This window comes from Alteromonas sp. KS69 (assembly GCF_003989595.1).
Classification (GTDB): domain Bacteria; phylum Pseudomonadota; class Gammaproteobacteria; order Enterobacterales; family Alteromonadaceae; genus Alteromonas; species Alteromonas naphthalenivorans.
On sequence record NZ_PYHU01000005.1, the window covers coordinates 1 to 16,675 of the forward strand.

The following is a 16,675-nucleotide window of genomic DNA, read 5'->3' on the forward strand; positions in this document are numbered from 1 at the left end:
CCGTGGGTACGGGGAACACTCCTTTGGCATTTTGCGTTCAGCGTGCCACCGCGGTTCAGCCCCGTGGGTACGGGGAACACACAAAGAAACGCACTGAGGTTAACCACTCCAGCGGTTCAGCCCCGTGGGTACGGGGAACACCAAGTGGGAATTGTTACATACCGCTGTACATGCGGTTCAGCCCCGTGGGTACGGGGAACACCAAGTGGGAATTGTTACATACCGCTGTACATGCGGTTCAGCCCCGTGGGTACGGGGAACACTTGATTGATAACAACCTAGCTAAGTCTGATTGCGGTTCAGCCCCGTGGGTACGGGGAACACTACCAGATCCGATGCCGATGTTTTAACGGCGCCGGTTCAGCCCCGTGGGTACGGGGAACACCCCCATGCAAAAATCAATATTCGTCGCATTGACGGTTCAGCCCCGTGGGTACGGGGAACACCGTTTAATTACGGACACACTGCAGCGTTTTACCGGTTCAGCCCCGTGGGTACGGGGAACACCTACGCGCATCCCGCAGTGAGCGCCATTAATCCGGTTCAGCCCCGTGGGTACGGGGAACACTCGAAGCCATTGAAATGGGTCGTGAGCTTGGCCGGTTCAGCCCCGTGGGTACGGGGAACACTCATTGAGAACAGTGAACGCAGTTATAAAAACCGGTTCAGCCCCGTGGGTACGGGGAACACGCGGGTTTTGCCGATTGTCTTGCTTCCTGAAAACGGTTCAGCCCCGTGGGTACGGGGAACACGTTTCACGTATCTTATACACCCCAAAATACGTCGGTTCAGCCCCGTGGGTACGGGGAACACAAAACCTCGCGGTGATGGTCACGCTACAGGGACGGTTCAGCCCCGTGGGTACGGGGAACACATCAAGAACAATTCTCGGCGGTTAACAAACGCCGGTTCAGCCCCGTGGGTACGGGGAACACTGCCCACCAGACTTTTACGAGCCCCGCTGAAACGGTTCAGCCCCGTGGGTACGGGGAACACTGTTAGCTTTTCTTTTAGGGTGGTGGCGTGAGCGGTTCAGCCCCGTGGGTACGGGGAACACAAAACCTACAAAGCCAAAGTGAAATGCAATGGCGGTTCAGCCCCGTGGGTACGGGGAACACTTCAGCTAAAAGTTGTTCTTCTAGCTTTATTTCGGTTCAGCCCCGTGGGTACGGGGAACACGTTCTATGAACGACTTATTTTCTTAAAACCTGCGGTTCAGCCCCGTGGGTACGGGGAACACGTAATCGCTGAATTTATTACCAGAGGTCAGCGCGGTTCAGCCCCGTGGGTACGGGGAACACCTTGGGTATCAGACTTCGGCTGATTTCTCAAACGGTTCAGCCCCGTGGGTACGGGGAACACTAAATCATCTGTAGGATCGTATGTTTCGGGGTCGGTTCAGCCCCGTGGGTACGGGGAACACTAACCCGGCAATATTCGCCATGGTTTCAGTTTCGGTTCAGCCCCGTGGGTACGGGGAACACCGTGAAGCTCAACAGCGCAGCCAAGACCCTAGCGGTTCAGCCCCGTGGGTACGGGGAACACACTTCTGAAATTTTTTGTTCTAATTCCAATGTCGGTTCAGCCCCGTGGGTACGGGGAACACTCAACACAGGCCATTAATTAAGCCCCAGCTGGCGGTTCAGCCCCGTGGGTACGGGGAACACGTCTACCCGCTGTCGCTGAATTAACGCTCGGCAGGTTCAGCCCCGTGGGTACGGGGAACACCCAACGAACCTCAGTTAACGCGTCTTCTTGCCCGGTTCAGCCCCGTGGGTACGGGGAACACCCAGTTGTGCGAACGTCATGAAAGCCGGTGCCCGGTTCAGCCCCGTGGGTACGGGGAACACAAGAATTTTTTTATAAATTCTGGGTCTGACAACGGTTCAGCCCCGTGGGTACGGGGAACACTTCCTTTTCCAGCATCATACACATAACGCCAGCGGTTCAGCCCCGTGGGTACGGGGAACACATTGAATCAGCGTAATCATTAGTAACCGTGGGCGGTTCAGCCCCGTGGGTACGGGGAACACTTTTCAGAAAGCGCGCCAACAGCAGAAGAAAGCGGTTCAGCCCCGTGGGTACGGGGAACACGTGGTTCGGATTACGTTAAAAACGCTCTCCTCTGGTTCAGCCCCGTGGGTACGGGGAACACTGCTTGAACGTATGTTCGAGGATGAAAATAAGCGGTTCAGCCCCGTGGGTACGGGGAACACTTATCTTTACGCCCCTGGCGGCGGCGGGGCCTCGGTTCAGCCCCGTGGGTACGGGGAACACGTTGGAGTCGTTGATACGCTTCAATCGCTAGGCGGTTCAGCCCCGTGGGTACGGGGAACACTTTCAGCGTCAAACGTAGCGAATGGGCATTGGCGGTTCAGCCCCGTGGGTACGGGGAACACAAGCTTTTCGATACTGAAGACGAAATTCATAACGGTTCAGCCCCGTGGGTACGGGGAACACTGTTTTTTGGTGCTAAAGACGTGGTTTTGGCGCGGTTCAGCCCCGTGGGTACGGGGAACACTATGCGCCCATTGGCAGGCTACATTGCAGCGTCGGTTCAGCCCCGTGGGTACGGGGAACACTAGGTGCTAAGTTTATTTTTTATTCTGAATGCCGGTTCAGCCCCGTGGGTACGGGGAACACCCACAGCAACAGCAACGCTAGCTTTTCTATGCCGGTTCAGCCCCGTGGGTACGGGGAACACATCTGTGCATAGTGGTCTTTTCGTTTAATCGGCGGTTCAGCCCCGTGGGTACGGGGAACACATAGAGCGTTACGATATTGAGCAGCAAGTAAACGGTTCAGCCCCGTGGGTACGGGGAACACGTAGCGTCACTGTCTCTGTCATGGTTTAATGCCGGTTCAGCCCCGTGGGTACGGGGAACACGTAACGTAAACCTGCCCATTTGCCTGATGGGACGGTTCAGCCCCGTGGGTACGGGGAACACCTCTTGCGTTAACTTAAGCCACCCGCTGTTATCGGTTCAGCCCCGTGGGTACGGGGAACACGCATACGGCAATGAGGTTATGGTAACTAAAGGCGGTTCAGCCCCGTGGGTACGGGGAACACGTAGCCAATTACAATCCCGCACTCAATTCCACCGGTTCAGCCCCGTGGGTACGGGGAACACGGTGTAAAGGCATAACGTTTCATCACTCACCCCCGGTTCAGCCCCGTGGGTACGGGGAACACCATGGCACAAGGTTCGGGCAATGGTAGCGGTGCGGTTCAGCCCCGTGGGTACGGGGAACACGTCAAGTTAAGGCGGTACGGCACAATCAAAGGCGGTTCAGCCCCGTGGGTACGGGGAACACTGATAATAGCAGTAGCTCATCACCCGCACTAACGGTTCAGCCCCGTGGGTACGGGGAACACGCTAACAGAGGTTTCAGAGCGGAATTTGCTGTAGGTTCAGCCCCGTGGGTACGGGGAACACGGGTGTAGGGGTGTTCCGAGAATAGCTAACGGACGGTTCAGCCCCGTGGGTACGGGGAACACGGTATAAGCGCGCTTGATAGTGTGGCTCAAGGCGGTTCAGCCCCGTGGGTACGGGGAACACCCTCATTAGGTAAGGTTAAACTGGGACGGTTTCGGTTCAGCCCCGTGGGTACGGGGAACACAACAATGTTTTGAGTAGCCATTATGAATTACCCGGTTCAGCCCCGTGGGTACGGGGAACACTTCGGCAGTAGATTCGATAGTGATAACACAATCGGTTCAGCCCCGTGGGTACGGGGAACACAGAGAACGCATGAACGAATCATTTCACACTGGCGGTTCAGCCCCGTGGGTACGGGGAACACGAAGGGGTTAGTTAGACAAGATGTGATTAAACCGCGGTTCAGCCCCGTGGGTACGGGGAACACTGCCATTCGGATAAGTCACCTAGTACAGAGTCCGGTTCAGCCCCGTGGGTACGGGGAACACGGTTTTGGGTGGGTGGGTTGTTCACATAGAAGCGGTTCAGCCCCGTGGGTACGGGGAACACTTAAACAATACCTTTCAAACGCGTTGCCAGCGCGGTTCAGCCCCGTGGGTACGGGGAACACAGGGTGAAGTAAGCCAGATTTAACCAAGTCACCGGTTCAGCCCCGTGGGTACGGGGAACACATCAATCACACGCTAGTAAAAACGAACCATTACGGTTCAGCCCCGTGGGTACGGGGAACACTACGATGACTACACCGCCGTAGTGGGTGGCGACGGTTCAGCCCCGTGGGTACGGGGAACACATAGCTATTTTAACGCTATTAAAGAGTACATGCGGTTCAGCCCCGTGGGTACGGGGAACACTCTAAACGTATACACTTGTTTTATATAACAATGTAAGAGCTTTAAAATTCTACCAAACTTTTAAAGAGCAAACTAGGTCAAGTCTCAGATTCTATTGGAGCGAATTTAACTAACCTTAAGCCATCAAAATCTACTGGAGATCTCCGATTTTCACCATACGTTTGAAAGTCATATCCTGACTCCGTATTAGTTGCCCAGGCCATAACAACATTGCCATCTTCCGCCAATTCTGTGATCTGTAACCATATCATCTCGCGTACTTTCCGAGATACATCACCTACGTATACTCCTGCTCTGACCTCGAGCAACCACACCGCCAAACGCCCCCTAAGTCTAGCCGGAACTGTTTCTGTTACGACCATTAACATACTCAATCTATTTACTCCTATGGCCTTTATCACCGATAGAGTCTGGCTCTGGTATTGCGGGCGGTTGTGCATCTTTTGCGGGCGCTGGCGGTAGGATTTCGCCAGCAGCTAATACTTCTTCAATCAACGGAATCAACTTTTTCAGCACTTTATCGGAGCGAAATAACTCTCGACACGCAAGTCGCACTTCTTTGTCAGGTGCATATGGCTTCTTGGCAGCAATTTTAAATGCTAGAGGTACTACAGTTTCGAATTTACAAATGTCGGCAATGTCGTAAACAAATGACAAGGGCTTACCTGTGTGAATAAATCCTATAGCTGGCGCATAGCCTGCTGCTAGTATTGCTGCTTCGGTAACGCCATACAAACAAGACGTAGCAGCACTAATACAACGATTAACGACATCCCCTTTTTCCCAATCTTTGGGATCATATCTGCGACCTTGCCAGTCTACATTATGCTGCTTAGCCAATAGCTGGTAAGTTTTACGAACTCTTGCACCTTCAATGCCTCGTAACTGCTCAACGCTTCGCCGTTCAGGGGCAGGTTCACCGAACCTTAACTCAAACATTTTACGCACAACCTTTAGCCTTAAATTTTCATCTAACGCTAATTTTGCTTGATAGAGCAAATGGTCAGATCTAGCGCCTCCTGGTTGGCCGACAGAATATAAGCGAACACCTGCTTCACCGACCCATATAAGCAATGTCCCCGTAGTTGCCGCTAATTTAACCGCTGCATGGCTAACTCTGGTTCCTGGTTCAAGCATAATACACACCACCGATCCAACGGGAATATGCATACGCTCACCATTTTTATCAATGACGACAAAGGCACCATCTTTTACATCGATTTGCCCCATTCCAACAAAAATCATTGAGTTTCTATCTTTAATTGGAATGGGTTTTAGAGGAATAAAAGGCATGATTATGCTCTAGTACTTTTAAACAAGTCGAATTAGCATCAACCCACAACCCATTGCTTTTGCTCTTCCGAAACCTTTTTCGTATTGATTCATAAACCGCTCTGGATCAGTGAGCGTCAATAAACCTTGAAAGTTAACACTGGAAAATCTGATTTTTTGAGAGCGTTTTTTTTCGCTTGAGTGTTGTTCATAACTTTCAATGTCAGGTATGCAGTCTAAAGACACTCCCCATAGTTCCAGGCGTTTTGAATCACTTATCCAATCAATCGCAGCTTGTTCCATTAAGGTATTAATATCACTAACGCTATCAATACTTGCATCCTTTGCCTTCTTTTTAGCGTGCATCATTACATCATGACGGCGACTTTTACCTTCATGGTCGCTCACACATATTGTGGGGTTAACTCTAAGTTTGAACGCCAACCTAGTGCCTACACCTAATTGAGGATTAAACTGTTTAGAATTAATTTCAAATAAAGTATCTGATTGTTCTGGCGGCTTATTAGACAATACAAAGTACTTGGGTCTTCCGTCGCTTCCTTGCTCTTCCCTGTACATAAAATTACGTTGTTCTTCGTTAGGAAATAAACGCCACAACAATTGATGGGAAGCGTAAACACCATTTTTTGAAAGCTTAGCTAACTCGATAGCCGACTGTGCTGATGAAGCCAACGTTACTTTAGACAGAAACATGTTTACCTTCCCTGATTGATATTTGATGCATGACTCTTTGTTTAAATTGCCAACGTTCTCTATTAACGGGTTCATCCCACGGTTGAGTGGTTAATACGCCACTTTCATCAAATTCATTCTTATCACCTTCCCAAAAATAGCTTACCCAATCGTTTGCGTTTAATCTCAAGCTATCTTCTTTATGCGAACGCATGAGTGGCGGAAACTCAGTATCTAAAGCTTGTTTCAACTTTTCGGTTTGAACAATTCTAGGTGATAAGGGTAAGGCTAAAGGGCACGACTTACGCCCTAAACTCAATGTATAGACAGGTTTGTTTAATGCCTGCTTCAATTCGTGCAATGCAAATTTAGCTGCATTAGTTAGCGATAGCGCGACAATCCACAAACCATCGCAACGATAATCTCGGCTAGATAAAATTGTATTTAACTTATCTTCGCCAAGTTCACTTTTGCGTGTCCGGTGAATAATCTTATTACTATGACTTGGTACTTGGGTTGTATGGTAGTCTCGCAATAAGCTTGTTGGCACAGTTTGTTTAATTGCAACTGTTACGCTTTCTTGTAGCTCAGATAGTCGCAACTCCTCTTCTCGTTTAATGCCAAGCGCCGCACCTAATAAACCCAAAACAGCTGAACGAGTTGGGCACAAGCCAGTAGGCCTATCTCCGCCAACCGCAGCTTGCCCCCAGCTAGCTAAAGGGCCATACAACCGAAAGGTTAAGTACTCTTTCATAACGCCCCCTCTAACTTGCAACAAATTCAAGAAGCTCAGCTACAGAGCCTTCACCTTTATTCGTGTCAAAGTGGTAGCGGCTATCAGCACATTTACCGTAAACATCGTCAAAGCGGGTAACTTGCTCTTGAAGTACCTGGATTGCAGCACTAATTTGATCTTCATCATTCACAGGTCTTAAAAATGCCACTGACAAATTGCGAGGTTGTTGCTCGCCTTTTTCGGCTAAAGCAAAGCTAGCGTAAGCGCTGGATGCAAAACTATTTTGCTTCCCTTTAGGACTAACTTTTACAGCTGCTTCAACTAAGGCTTGAATCGCGCGATTAGCTAAAGTCTCATCACCATTAAGATTATCAATTAGCTGAGTTTTATTAATATTAATATTGCTATAGAAAAGAGCCGCGGCAAATCCAGATTCCCCAATATGCGCAGAACCTGAATCTGTATTACCATCATTCAAATCATCGACAGCAGTAAAATAATCATCTTCAACAACTACACTATGTACACTAAGGGCGTGAGCAACTTGGCAAGCAGCGTCAGTGTTAAATTCAGGACTGGAAGCTAGCATTCTGCCAAACAACGCAATATCAACCGCTGTACTTTGATGTTTCAATAACTTCAATTCGTCCTTAGTTGGCTCTCTATTTTCTTCAACCAATTGTGCTACTAAAGCCAGAGCTGCTTCTTTTTCTGTAGGGCTAATATGAGCCAGTTGTTCAATTTCTAAGTCTTCCATTGGCTTATTTTTATCAGCCTTTTTATTTTTGCCAAAGACACCAGCGATACTTACAGCCCATTCTTTCGCCTGTTTTTCAGCAATATTGGCTTCAACAAGCGCATTAAAGATATCAATACCAAAACGTTTAGTACGGGTACCAATATGCGCAGCCATTGCACTTTCAAATAGCTCAGACACGCGCCAATTACGCTTTAAACTTTGCGAGCTAATGCGCAACCTGTCAAACCCACCCATTTTGGCCGTTTTGGGTCTGCCAAGATCATCACGGTTTAAGTTTGATGGTGGGTAAGAAGTTAATAAATGTAGTTGTATAAATTGGCTCATGATTTAGTCCTTTATATAAATTTGATGTTGTTCAATTATTTAATTTTATTTGATGCAGCTCGATAGTAATCCATAGCCCACTGAACACTAATTCGTTTGCTAGCTTGATTAGGGCGGGTGTCATAAAATTCTAAAAACCATCCTTCAATATCCTTAGCTAGTTTGGTCACTGACACTTTCCCTTTGACCTGTTGTAATATTCGGCGTAAGCGCCTAATAAAATCATCGGTGGTTTTAGCATTCTGAAGTTGCGAGAAACGTAGCTCACTAACAACAGACTTATCACCCTCACTTTTTTTACCTGCAACAGTTGCAAGTTTGTCGGCGGAATTATTCTTAACCTGGACTAATGCGGCTGCTATCGCAGCAAAAATTTCCATTTTTTCAGGTTTTGCTATTGTTGTTAACTCATCGGGCAGGCTTAACCATAACGCCCTGAACCCTGCTGTTAACATAACGGCATCTAAACTATCCGCCCTTCTCAATTGCGCCTTATGTGAGCTAGGAGCTGGCATGATTCCTTTTTCTTTTAATTGTTCAGTAGACAAAAACATACTCTGCCACCAGCGTAGAATAAGCGTTTCTATTTTGTGCTCCATTAAGCTACTTCCTTTGTAAATTCGATCTTATGATTAACGATAAATGTTTTAATTTCCTTGCTACCAAATAACCAACCCGTTAATTGTTGGCGTGCTCTAATGCGCTTAGACATGGACTTTTGATTGCCGAGCTCCGACAGTGCAAATTCATCAAATAAATCTACGCAAAGGTTACGAACTGACGTCAGCCATTCTTTAGCCTGCTCTTGGGTTAGCTCACATATTTGGCCCTTACTGTTTTCTAGCAAACCAGAAACGGCGGTAAAGAATAGATTGTGCGATCGTTGCCAGTAAGCTATGTCAACAAACGACATATCGCCTTTCGCATCAGCAGGCTTATCGAACCATGCGGATTTAATTTGGGTGCGACAATGCCACAAAATATTAGTGCTTAGCGTTTGGAGTTGCTTAATTTGTCGTAACACCTGATCTTGCTTTTCATTTGGAATATCGAACAAAGGGAAATGATTGGAGTACCAACAGCGCGCTTTCATATTATCCATGTCATAACCAAAAACCCATAAGTGGGGAATTTGATTTTGTTGTTTGGCGAACATGCCACAAATATCATAAAAATGATCAACCACGGCCGCACAATGTTGCCCATCAGTATCACTACTAAATGTTAATTGATCCCAAGTTTTGTAAGTTATCCCTCCTGGTTGCCCTTTGGCTGATAAATGTTCTTCGTTTGGCTTTTTAGGATCCCATTTATAGGGAGTTAATGGGTGTGACCAGGTACCTGAATAGTTCCCTCCATAGTTTTGAGTACGATATGTACTCACCGTTTTATTTATTTCAAATCCAGACACTTTACAAACAGCTTTGCGTTTTTCGACATCAAGACGAATACGTCTGGGCATAGCCCAAAACATGTGTAATGGGTGCACATCATTCAAATAAATTTCACTACCTTTCGTTTGACTATTTTTAGTCGCCACCAGCCAAGGAAAAACGCTTCCATCTTTAAAGTCAGGGTCAGAGTATCGCCACTTTTCACGGTGAATAACGTTGAGCCACAACTTTTCCCATAAGGCTGACTCTGGCTGTGCTGGCACCACTAGGGTAGTCAATGGCCCGCCTCCACGCAGTCCAACTCTATGGCCTGAGCCTCCCGATGGAGCATTTGTTTGTAGAGTAAACAAAGCAAGGACTGCCATCCCCAATGACATCTCTTCTCCGATACCTCGTTTGATGAAATGATCGGTATTTAATTTAAGACCATTTGCCCCTGGCGCTTCTATTAAAAGTCCTGCTACCGTAGTGGGTTTCGCATTATCAAGCTCATCATAATCTTGCATAAATAAAGGACCTTCGCCTTCCACATTGAAGGCATGTGCAACTTTATTGAATGCATTGTTTAAAGCATTTTCTGTTGGAGGTTGCTCATAATATTCATGCCATTCAAGCTCATCCTCTGCCGCAAACACAGTTTGCAGTAAACCAATTGCAAACTGATATGCAGCGCCTTGAAAGTCGGCTCTAGGTAAAGCAAAGTCTACGACATCAGCTCGACAAACGGCTGATATAGGTAAAGTTTGCTCGGTGCCATCTTTCAGTCGAAACGGTAACCAACAATCCTTCACTATGTTCATTAATATTCCTTACATTAATCGAGAAAAATAAAGCATCCTTGCTTTAATAATTTCTATAGTTAGTTCCAATTTCCGCGGATATGATCGGCAACCTCGTTTGATAGGTTGTACCAATACGATTCATTATTAGTAGAATCCATTACAAACAATGAATCATTTTTGTCCATATAATAGCTGACAATTTTCGCAGCCTGCTCAGCACTATGAGGAGACTTTACGTACCAAACTGACTGCTGAACTTTCGCCTAACTATCCAGTAACTGTATGGTCTCAATAACACCTTGATAATTTTGACCGGCGAAGTTTAAATCATATGTAACAATTAAGTTGTTAGACACTTTCAAGTCCTCTAATTTGAGGAGGCATTTAAACTACAGCAATTGTTTGCTAACAGTGTCGATACCACATAAAACCTCTGAGCGACCGGTGCGCTTAAGGGGGTGGTTCGCTGCCTCTATTTGCGCCCACCTACTCAACAGTTCACAAATTAACCGAACAAGTTCGAAATGTCAAAAAAAAAGATAAGAACTAAGGTTCATCAATATAATCCATATTAAAGATGTAATTTATTTAACTTACTAAATTCTTGTATAATCCCTTAGTTCTCAAAACTCTTTGAGATGAACCGATAAGCACAAACGTTCAAGCAGTGCTATAATCATGTTCCCCGCTATTGCGGGGATTTCCTTTCACAGAATCCAGTCTTTCCATGATAAGTAAAGTTCGGATCAAGTTCAGGTAACCATAGTTGTAGGTAATCAATATATTTGTGTTGTTCTTTAAGCTGATCTATGGCTGGTGTTAGGTGTTCAGGGATTGACACCAGTTTGTCGGCATATTTATCCTTAGCTAATTTGACAGTACTGAGTTGCACCGCAAACTTTTCGTCTTGAATCCATGGCTGAAGATCTCCGTTATCGTTTTGTGTTAACAACAACACTTCTATTGTTTCAATATCGCTATAACGAGTGCTGATATCACTATTATCTTCATGCCAAGCTTTAGCACTTCGATCACAATATCCATATGTTTGCCATTGTAATAAATTAGATTTAGCTTTAGCTGCTTTCAATCGTTCTTCTGCAAACAGCTCACTTTCTTGATTTATTAAACTTTGCGGTATTTGCGCTAACGCCTCGTCACTATAAACTGCCTCTATCAACTCTCTGGCTTCTGATGGCATGCGTATAGCCTTCAACTCTAGCAACTTTCTCAAACCTAACCATAAACGACCAGCTGAGCGATAGACGTATTGAGTATTGCGAAAATCTTGGCTTAACCAATCGCCTTTTGGGACATCTGTGTAAGTAGGGGCGTGTACATACAGCATTGGATTGTTTCGACTATCTGTAATACCGGCTTGGTATCTTCCTTGGTTATCTCGAGTGTGACGATGTAAACGCCCTGCACGCTGAATTAAATCATCAATCGGACAAATATCAGAAATCATCACGTCAGCATCCGCATCTAAGCTTTCTTGAAATACTTGTGTGGCAATTAGTACTTTACCCGCTCGATCAGTGTTGCCTCCATCCTTACCGAAAATATCTAGAACACTATTTTCAATAGTTTTTCTATCCGATAAAACAAAGCGACTGTGAAATAACAAACATTGTTCCGGGTCATTAAGGTGTTGTCGCAATATTTGAAAAGCATCTAATGCGTCATTAACTGAATTTCGAACCCATACAACACATTGATTTTTAGCGACGGCACTTACAATTGTAGTGATACATTCATCAATACTTGTTAACTGCTTAACTTGAACAGAGCGGCTTACATCTTGTCTGCTTTTTAGTGGCTGCTCTAATACTGGTGCATGCGAATCAAGCTTGACTCTAGTAGCCAGGGGGAAAGCATTTTCTTGCAACTGCTTTAACGGAATAGCCGCCTCTTTTAACCAAATATTAGTGAGTCGCTGCCGTTGTTTCAGTGACAATGTAGCTGTTAGCAAAATAGCAGAGCCACCTTGATGTAAATGTAATGCCAGTAAGCTTTCGAGCAATTCAAACATATACTCGTCAGCGGCGTGCACTTCATCAAAAATAAGCACTTTTCTATTTAAACCAAGCAAACGTAACGATTGATGACGTCTCGGTAAAACAGCCAATAAAGCTTGATCAATTGTGCCGACACCTACCGGAGCTAACAGCGCTTTTTTACGTGAATCAGCAAGCCACTGATTACATTGTGCAGTAACGGTACTATCTCGCTTGTGGTAGTTATGTTCTTCGCCTCCGCTTGCAAAAACAGCCTCACGGAATATCTCGTTCATTTCTCTCGCACCGTGAGCTAATGCGATGCTGGGATGTTTACCGCCACTACCCGCCAACATTTGCTGATAATGCTTAGATACTCGCGAAAACATGGCATTCGACGTTGCCATGGTGGGCAAACCAAAATAAAAACCTTCAGCAGCCCCCGCTTGCATTAAGCGATGTGTTAGTGCAAGTGCAGCTTCAGTTTTACCGGCACCTGTAACATCTTCCAAAATAAAGAGTTGTGGCTTGTCGTCAATATCAATGATCTCCGCCCAACTTTGCAGTGGTGTTGGCGAATACCCAAAATGCTGTTGAATTGACTCAAATGATTTTACCGTTGGTGCCTTGTCTAAATCTGTCGCAATTACTGCTCGTTCAGCTATTGATTGAATAGATTGCCAGTATTCGCTTAATGGTGTGGGATTCGATTTATATTTGAAATAACATTGATCAGACCCGATCCAATCAGCAAGTACAGCTACGCCTGCTATTTGCCAACTAACTAACTCTAAGTTTTTACGCCACGATTTAGAGGCTAATTTGTCATAGGGGAAGTCAAAGTTTAACAAACCAGTGATTTCTTTGAGAAATGAACGAGCCGCGCTTAAATTCTGATCTTCTGTATAATCGGAAATGGATGGCGGATCTGTTTTCTTGATGGGTTGACCATGGTGACCCAACATACAGTCCATTAACACCATAAAGCTCTTCGATGAATTTAAGTGATCGCGATCGCGTTTATTGAATTCCTCAATATCTAATAACAAAGAAAAAATATCGTCTTGTAGGTATAGCCAAAAATAAAATCCCATTCTGTCGTGACGATATTCTTTGCCATTATATTGAAAGCAAGAATCAACTTTTATTAAAGTGTTATCAGGTGCGGAGTAAAGCTGCTGAAAAGCAGAAGCAAACTTACCCAAGTCATGAAGTACTAAAAAGAAGACGACGAGGTCCTGAATTTGTTTAGGCGTTACATCTAATAGTTGGGCGAAATCCTTAGTCAGTGGTTTGTCTACATCTAAAAGAACTTTACCAACGGCCCCCACGTCTAAACAATGGTAAGGCAACAAATGATAGTCGTGACCATCGCCATCGGAAACCTTCCTAGCCTTACCCCAATATTTAAAATAACTTGGTGTTGCCGACATAATTAATGTTCTTCCTTAAATACAGTTAACCCCTCGAAATAAAATTTACGCTTATTTATCATTCCGACAATCCCTGAAATAAAACCAGTAAACTTTATTGGTAGGTTTTAGCTACGTGGCACAACTATCCATTGAATAACCACTTCTGTATGTATTCTTTGTTGGCTAGTACCAATTGCTGCGCTTCAGGGTATTCATCAATGAATTTCGTGTTTACCTGCATTTCTTGTAATACATACTGTGCCAATGCAGCTCTTGTCGAGATGGTGAGCTCACCGTTTAGCATTTGATAGTCTTGCTCAATAACGTATTTTTGCGCTGGAGACAGCCGAAGATCAGCAACAAACCTTAAATCAATGAAGGTTTGCCACGCTTCATCATTACTTGGGCTTACTGTTTCACCCTCAAGTATTTCAGGCGCACCGTTAAAACGACTGAGCACAAAGTCTCTGAACTGTTGATGCTTTTCATCGAATGCCCTCAAGTGCCATCGTAATCCTGTTTTTACAAAAACGTGTGGTTGGATAATGCGCCCTTCACCATCTGGATTTTTTAATGACACATAATCCACCTCCAACCGGCGCCTTAGCTTGATTGCTTTAGACAGCCCTCGTATGACATCAGGGTGAACACAACGTTTAGGTAAGTTAAGCGAGGCATTAGTTAACTGGCTGTGGGTTGAGGTGAATACCTCATTCGTTTGAGTGTGCAACCACTCAAGATATTCGTTGGCATTACCAGTGATATAGTGAGGGGCGAAATGGTGCGTTATACAAAAGCCCTTCGAGCTTTTGTCATATACTAGGTTAAGAGGATGTATTTGCTGGTAAGCAGTAATATATTTTTGCGCTTGAGTGCGACTAATCTGAAAATACTCAGTGATATGACGACTGTTTACTAAACCTTGCCAAAAAGCGTGAAGTTCTATAAACCAATAACGACTCTCTAAGTGTTGCCCGTTCATACTAATGCCTTTTTCAACAAGGTTATTAACATGAATATTACGGGTAATACGTCACATCTATCCTTGAGTAACTTTAACTGCAATAAAACAGTATATATTACAAGACTCTATATCGTTAAATACGATTGCGCAAGACCTAAGTAACAGCAGTATCGATAGCAAACATTGTGTTGGTGCTAACGTGCTTTTTCGAGAGAGGTTAAAGCGGTTGTCATTACATGTCTTAATTATCAGCTCGTTTTTAATAGAATGGTTATGGATAGGATTGCTGTTCCAATATCATATAGCTGTACCTACAGATCTCAAATGAATGAGACTATGACCAACACTTAAAAATATATTTTCACATCGTTGCACAATCTATCGCGATCGATGGTACCTACTAACACCGATCTATTTCGGTAAGAACAAATCGTGTGGCCCAACAGTTTACGAACTCACTTTGTTCATCGCATCTAGACTCAGGTCTACACTTTCGACTTTCCAAAAAAGTGTAGACTCAGGTCTACACTCCGACTTCCCAAAAAATGTAGACTCAGGTCTACACTTTTTTTACAACTTCATGCAGCACTAAGTTCATGTCCTATACTTAACAATAGTCGCAAAGAGTGAGGCAACCGTTAGCGAGCCCGCCCTCTAATAAGAACTTTCCAAACTAGTCGTGATGTTGGCGACATCTAATTTAATCTTCTTTGAGTGGTTGAATGTATTGCTTGCTTAGCTAAATGTTTAAAAACTTTTTATCTTAAGCAAACAGAAGTTGGACATTGCTTGACGTTCTTACATCTCGCCTGATGCCAATGAACATTGGCATTCTATTTATTTTATAGTCCACTTAAAATTACTGAGCCCAATATTCTGTAAATATTATGCTAGAGCAAGTTAGGTTATTCGTGCTGGAGAGTTAGACGAACTATAGTAAAAAGCGCCTTGAAATCGGTTCTAGGAACCTCAATCGCTCGACTTAAAAAAAAGCGTTACTGGAAGTTTTTAGTTTTGGGATTTTTGGTACCCTACCATACGTTACTGGAAAAAAAATTTTTTTCCAGTAACGCTTTCGTCAAAACTTCCAGTAACGCTTTTAAAAGCTTTCCAGTAACGCTTTTGATGAGGTAGTCCTTAGCGGTAAAATTTGCAGCTGATTCAGTTTCTTTACGATGAAATGTTAATTCATCCACACCAAATATTTAGACCAATAAAACCAACAATTTTGCTTTTTTAAAACTGGTTAATCTGCTTCAAACTACATTATTAACGTCGGCTTAATGCAATGATTGCTTGTTCTTAACCTGATATACATAGGTACAAAAGACGTGTTTAGACGCCATATTATTGAGTCTTTATCATCAAACTTCGTTGCTTTTCAGGTGATATCTAAGAAGATTAAACGGTAGAAGCGTTACTCAAACTACGATAGCCAGCAACGTATCTAGAGGAAGTTATATTACTTTAGTAAGTATTTATTGTGACGTAAATGATTGCATTAAGTAAGCTGTTTTACTCATTTTGACTACAGTTGTCAGGTGTATTTACTATAGATAATCTTATATTACTACCGATGCCCCAGCCTTTAAAATACGCGAAACATTGGAAGTTAAACTGCATCGGTAACCTTCTAAATCCATCGCGATAAGCTGTCTCCAAACAGCACTTTCCAGATCGAACTTGGGCTAGAGTTCATAATAAAAGTTCTCCGCTAAAAGCGTTTCGCGGTAGAAATTTGAACGGTTACCTTCCGAATTAAACTCGGCGCCCGTAATAAACTGTCGTAACATTTCACCTAGAAAAGGTTCTATCTTGGGGAGCTCACCTAACCTACTTTTGATGAATCGTAAGATGCCGTGATCGAAACTAGTAACGTCATTCCCTTCGCTTCTTACGGCAAGGAATGGGCACTACATGCAAAATAAATAGGCTCCAGCGATGGCAATCTCTTTATCGCATCGGCTGTTGAATTGGATACTGCTACGTCGTTTAAAATCCCGTTAGAGTCACAAAAGAACAATGATTTTGCAAGGTAGAACCG

Annotated in this window: 9 protein-coding genes and 1 CRISPR repeat array; all 9 genes read right to left on the reverse strand. The window is 44.5% G+C overall.

Annotated features, from left to right (window positions below):
- The first annotated feature begins 51 nt into the window (after positions 1-51).
- A CRISPR array of direct repeats spans positions 52-4,294; the repeat unit is 29 nt; unit sequence CGGTTCAGCCCCGTGGGTACGGGGAACAC.
- 77 nt (positions 4,295-4,371) lie between these two features.
- Positions 4,372-4,734 carry a type I-E CRISPR-associated endoribonuclease Cas2e gene (gene cas2e, locus C7Y69_RS03360; protein WP_409513414.1) on the reverse strand — a complete coding sequence of 121 codons (363 nt, stop codon included), beginning with the start codon at positions 4,732-4,734 and terminating at the stop codon, positions 4,372-4,374.
- On the reverse strand, positions 4,670-5,587 hold the full coding sequence (gene cas1e / locus C7Y69_RS03365) for a type I-E CRISPR-associated endonuclease Cas1e (protein WP_126871804.1): 918 nt from the start codon (positions 5,585-5,587) through the stop codon (positions 4,670-4,672). The genes cas2e and cas1e overlap by 65 nt, the downstream gene beginning before the upstream one ends.
- 18 nt (positions 5,588-5,605) lie before the next feature.
- Entirely contained in the window at positions 5,606-6,280 is a 675-nt protein-coding gene (gene cas6e / locus C7Y69_RS03370; protein WP_126871805.1) for a type I-E CRISPR-associated protein Cas6/Cse3/CasE, read from the reverse strand.
- A complete protein-coding gene (gene cas5e / locus C7Y69_RS03375) occupies positions 6,267-7,013 on the reverse strand; it encodes a type I-E CRISPR-associated protein Cas5/CasD (protein ID WP_126871806.1) in 747 nt (248 codons plus the stop codon). Before cas5e ends, cas6e begins: the two co-directional genes overlap by 14 nt.
- Before the next feature lie 10 nt (positions 7,014-7,023).
- Entirely contained in the window at positions 7,024-8,079 is a 1,056-nt protein-coding gene (cas7e, locus tag C7Y69_RS03380; protein ID WP_126871807.1) for a type I-E CRISPR-associated protein Cas7/Cse4/CasC, read from the reverse strand.
- A 35-nt stretch (positions 8,080-8,114) separates the two neighbouring features.
- Positions 8,115-8,678, reverse strand: coding sequence for a type I-E CRISPR-associated protein Cse2/CasB (gene casB / locus C7Y69_RS03385; protein WP_126871808.1), 564 nt, complete (start codon positions 8,676-8,678; stop codon positions 8,115-8,117).
- Complete coding sequence (gene casA, locus C7Y69_RS03390) at positions 8,678-10,273, reverse strand: type I-E CRISPR-associated protein Cse1/CasA (RefSeq protein ID WP_126871809.1); 1,596 nt, start codon at positions 10,271-10,273, stop codon at positions 8,678-8,680. Before casA ends, casB begins: the two co-directional genes overlap by 1 nt.
- A 670-nt stretch (positions 10,274-10,943) precedes the next feature.
- The gene (gene cas3, locus C7Y69_RS03400; RefSeq protein ID WP_126871810.1) at positions 10,944-13,685 is read right to left on the reverse strand and encodes a CRISPR-associated helicase Cas3'; all 2,742 of its coding nucleotides are present in this window, start codon (positions 13,683-13,685) and stop codon (positions 10,944-10,946) included.
- 124 nt (positions 13,686-13,809) lie between these two features.
- Positions 13,810-14,649 carry a WYL domain-containing protein gene (locus tag C7Y69_RS03405; protein ID WP_126871811.1) on the reverse strand — a complete coding sequence of 280 codons (840 nt, stop codon included), beginning with the start codon at positions 14,647-14,649 and terminating at the stop codon, positions 13,810-13,812.
- Positions 14,650-16,675 lie beyond the last annotated feature (2,026 nt).

Bases quoted from the DNA above. Each gene is read 5' to 3' on its own strand.
- casA (WP_126871809.1), bottom strand. From the start codon at position 10,273: ATGAACATAGTGAAGGATTGTTGGTTACCGTTTCGACTGAAAGATGGC.
- cas6e (WP_126871805.1), bottom strand. From the start codon at position 6,280: ATGTTTCTGTCTAAAGTAACGTTGGCTTCATCAGCACAGTCGGCTATC.
- C7Y69_RS03405 (WP_126871811.1), bottom strand. From the start codon at position 14,649: ATGAACGGGCAACACTTAGAGAGTCGTTATTGGTTTATAGAACTTCAC.
- cas3 (WP_126871810.1), bottom strand. From the start codon at position 13,685: ATGTCGGCAACACCAAGTTATTTTAAATATTGGGGTAAGGCTAGGAAG.
- cas2e (WP_409513414.1), bottom strand. From the start codon at position 4,734: ATGCACAACCGCCCGCAATACCAGAGCCAGACTCTATCGGTGATAAAG.
- casB (WP_126871808.1), bottom strand. From the start codon at position 8,678: ATGGAGCACAAAATAGAAACGCTTATTCTACGCTGGTGGCAGAGTATG.
- cas5e (WP_126871806.1), bottom strand. From the start codon at position 7,013: ATGAAAGAGTACTTAACCTTTCGGTTGTATGGCCCTTTAGCTAGCTGG.
- cas7e (WP_126871807.1), bottom strand. From the start codon at position 8,079: ATGAGCCAATTTATACAACTACATTTATTAACTTCTTACCCACCATCA.
- cas1e (WP_126871804.1), bottom strand. From the start codon at position 5,587: ATGCCTTTTATTCCTCTAAAACCCATTCCAATTAAAGATAGAAACTCA.